Here is a 2,631-nt window from a genome sequence, read left to right on the forward strand (position 1 = left end):
GAGGGCATCCTGACGTGGTTGAATACTTGATAGAGCGGGGAGCTTACGTGGACGCAACTACTGGCGATGGGGCCACGCCGTTGCACATCGCGGCTTATATGGGCCACTACGCAGTTGTCAAGATACTCGTTGAGCGTGGGGCCAACGTCAACGCAAGATCCTTTGAAGACGTGACGCCTTTGCACAACGCGGCGAATAGGGGCTATCTAAATATTGTCAAGTACCTGGTAGAGCACGGAGCAAAACCAAACGTGAGGACCAAGTCTGGCAATACGCCACTGCACTTCGCGGCGCTGAACGGCCACGCCGATATTGTTAAACTGCTCCTTGAACACGGCGCCGATCCAAACATTAGGAATAATGACGGCAAAACTCCTCTAGATCTCGCCAGAGAAAACGGTCATCACGATGTTGTCGAGATCCTCGAAGGTTCGCGAGCCTCAGACTCGTCGCATCAGCCAGTCGTATCGAAGGAAAAGGCCAGCGGACCGACGGGCAGAACGGGGGCGCAGGCTGTGGAGGCGGGGCACCGGTCCTTAATCAACGAACCTCTCTGTAGGATGATAGAGGAACTCCAGAGTTCCCTAGAGCAGTATGTAGAATACGTTGAGAGGATCGCCGCGCAGATCGCCGAGAATGAGATGGAGGATCTAAGACGGAGGCTGGAGCCGTTCACCAGCAAGCTGGAAGGCGTCATTGCCGCCTTAAGAGACAGCGTAGAGGGGGAAGACCGCAGGGTAGCCAAGGAGCTGGACGACACCCTGAAAGAAGCGAGGAACGTACAGTCTCTGTTAAAAAGCGGGATACCAAGCACAGCCGAGCTCGTTAGGCTACTGGCCAATATGAAGGCAAGGATAGTAATCGTGAGGAGTAGGTGCAGATAACTGGACGCCCCCTCCACGCCCCGACGCGCTCCCGATGCCCCAACCGGCCTCGCGGCCGCCCGCGCCTCGACGGCAGACCGCCGGCGCATTCCGTCAAAGCCGCTGGACAACTACAGATCTGCGGCAACATGCCGCCCGCGTAGGAAACTCGCCGGCACGCCTCCGCCACGCCGGCATCGTGTAGAAGACGCCGAGGCACGGTAGCCGAGCGGCGGCGGGTCGCCCGCCTGCCGCCAGCCCCAGGCACACGCCGCCCGGCGGCCCCAGCATTCGTCAAGTGGAGAAAGAGGCGGCCCGCCACACCCCCTCTGCGCAGGCAATTGCGCCGAGACCGCGAAGAGCCAGCTGTAGCGGCTGTGGAGGCTGTGGACAGAGGAGGCTGTGAGGAAAATCGTGAGGCTGGCGGCGCAGTATAACGTCGCCCACAGATCCGGATCGCCGCGGAGGAGGCCAGCTGTTGTGAGCCCCGTCTCACAGTATGCCGCATTAGTAAAATACATCATGTTGCTGGCTTGGAACTAAAGAGTATTTGAGGTTACGACTCTTTAGACGATAAGTATCTGCCGAGAAAGGCTAAAATTTTTTGGAGAGGTGGCACATATGGCTCCTAGCTCGGAGACTGTTGAGATTAATCTCGGCTCTGTCCTTGACGGTAGATTTAAAATCGAGGGCGAATTGTGGTGTGGCGGGCAGGGATGTATTTATTTAGGCATTGACATGATGAGTGGTACCAAAGTTGCGGTCAAAATCCCCAGAGGTTTCGGAGATGTGAAGAATAGGCTTAGAGCAGAGGCAGAGCTGCTGTCGAGAATTAGCCACCCCAATATTGTGAAGTATGTTGCACACGGCATATACAAGGGCGTGCCCTATCTTGTTACCGAGTATATTGACGGCGAGAGGCTTGATGAATATATCAAGAGGAGAGGCGGCCTCTCTCCAGAAGAGGCGTATACAAAAGCCCTCGCCCTGCTAGACGTATTGGAGCGCCTCCATACAGAGGGAATAGTCCACAGAGACTTCACGCCAGATAACATAATAGTGAGAAGAAGCGGGGAGCCCGTGGTCATAGATTTCGGCGCCGCAACCACCTTGACATACGCCTCTGGCTCTCGTATCCACCACGGATATTTCTCGGCGCCTGAGCTAAAGGCTAGGATCGCAACGCCGGCCTCCGACATATATATGTGGGGCGTGGTTCTTCTATCAATGCTGAAATGCAACCGCGGCGGGCCGTGTATAGAAAGGATTGAACGCGGCGAATTAATAACGACCTCACCATTTGGACCCGTTATTAACCTCAATATGCCGTTATGCGAAATTGCCGACTGCGGTAGCTACAGAGACGTGTTTGATAAAGTGTTTAAGGGGTGTCTTGAGGCCGATTACAGAAAAAGATATCAAAACGTCGCAGAAGTTAAGAAGGCTCTCCAAGCCCGCCCTGTGGGATACCTCTTGATAGGCGATATTGTAATATTGTTACTTCCAGATAAGCCGTACGTGTTGGGCAGAGAGGGCGATATAATTATAAACTCCGACTTCGTTAGTAGAAGACACGCCAGAATATCGTATAGAGACGGACGCTGGGTTGTTGAAGATTTATGCTCGACTAATGGAACTGTGATTAATAGGTCTAACAGTCTCATAATAGTCTACGGCGGTACCCGCACAGGCGGGGAATCAAGCGGCGTTTGCGGCAAGGCGGAGCTGAAATGCGGGGACGTAATTGGTTTAGCCTACAGCAGGCGCA

At 54.5% G+C, this 2,631-nt stretch carries 3 protein-coding genes; all 3 read left to right on the forward strand.

Translation table 11 applies throughout. From position 1 onward, the window contains the following. Nucleotides 1–884 (forward strand): ankyrin repeat domain-containing protein (locus tag ACP5J3_RS12860; RefSeq protein WP_428496050.1); only part of this gene is annotated, 884 nt, incomplete at its 5' end. Nucleotides 885–1,265: 381 nt separating this feature from the next. After that, a complete protein-coding gene (locus tag ACP5J3_RS12865) occupies nucleotides 1,266–1,406 on the forward strand; it encodes a hypothetical protein (RefSeq protein ID WP_428496051.1) in 141 nt (46 codons plus the stop codon). A 78-nt stretch (nucleotides 1,407–1,484) separates the two neighbouring features. Next, a partial coding sequence (locus ACP5J3_RS12870; protein WP_428496052.1) for a protein kinase domain-containing protein occupies nucleotides 1,485–2,631 on the forward strand: 1,147 nt, incomplete at its 3' end.

Source organism: Pyrobaculum sp., from assembly GCF_049971835.1.
GTDB lineage: Archaea > Thermoproteota > Thermoprotei > Thermoproteales > Thermoproteaceae > Pyrobaculum.